Origin of the sequence: Bartonella sp. AA81SXKL (assembly GCF_042196945.1) — a bacterium.
GTDB lineage: Bacteria > Pseudomonadota > Alphaproteobacteria > Rhizobiales > Rhizobiaceae > Bartonella.
The window spans coordinates 1-711 of the sequence record NZ_JBHIRH010000241.1 but is presented as its reverse complement, the minus strand read 5'-3'; the positions used below and the strand labels follow the sequence as shown (position 1 = coordinate 711).

1 pseudogene is annotated in these 711 nt (G+C 34.6%); it reads right to left on the bottom strand.

Annotated elements, in window-relative coordinates:
• Window positions 1–218 precede the first annotated feature (218 nt).
• Window positions 219–711 (bottom strand): annotated as a pseudogene (locus ACFINZ_RS10845) (hypothetical protein); the annotation flags it as partial.

Here is a 711-nt window from a genome sequence, read left to right as displayed (position 1 = left end):
TGGTTTAATATCCCCTATCTAAATCCATAACTTTACCAATGGGTTTATTTGCCTCAAAATGGACCGTACAGAAGCGTTTTTAATTTCAATGTGGTTTTTATCACAAAATATTTAAATCGCTCTGTACGGTGCCTTTCTGTCAATTTAAACGCATATATATTCTCAAAATCATCAGCAAACTTCACTACTTTGCTGTTTTTTCGGATCCATAAGTGTCTTTAAGCGTAGATCGCTGTTGCAAGTTGATTGAAGCTTTCTGAAAGGTTATTTGCGAAATTGTTTGACGGTGGTTTATAACATGCGCTTTCATATAGTTTTTTCACTTCTGATTTTTTGTGTTTCTTAATTACCAATCCATATTCTGGATGCGTAATCCAATTATCCCAAGCGCTTTGCCAATCGCGTTCATTTGCATTTCGACATGGGTTGGATTTTGAAAAGCGTACAAATTTTTCAAATTCTGATAAGGCTTCATCATGCGTTAATCCTTGTTCAGTTGCGTATTGAAAATCGGGTTTGAAATCTTCTAGTATTCTTTCAACTTCTTGTTTTTCCCTTATTTTCTTTGTTCCTTCAAAAAAGTTTGCTTTCTCTGGAAAATAAGCAGGCATTATCTTATCAACGATTTCTGAAAGTTGTTTTCCAACCTTTTTAACTTTTCGTGAAGGCAATTTCGCAATCATCGCTTCGTTAATTTGCCATCGGTTGTTA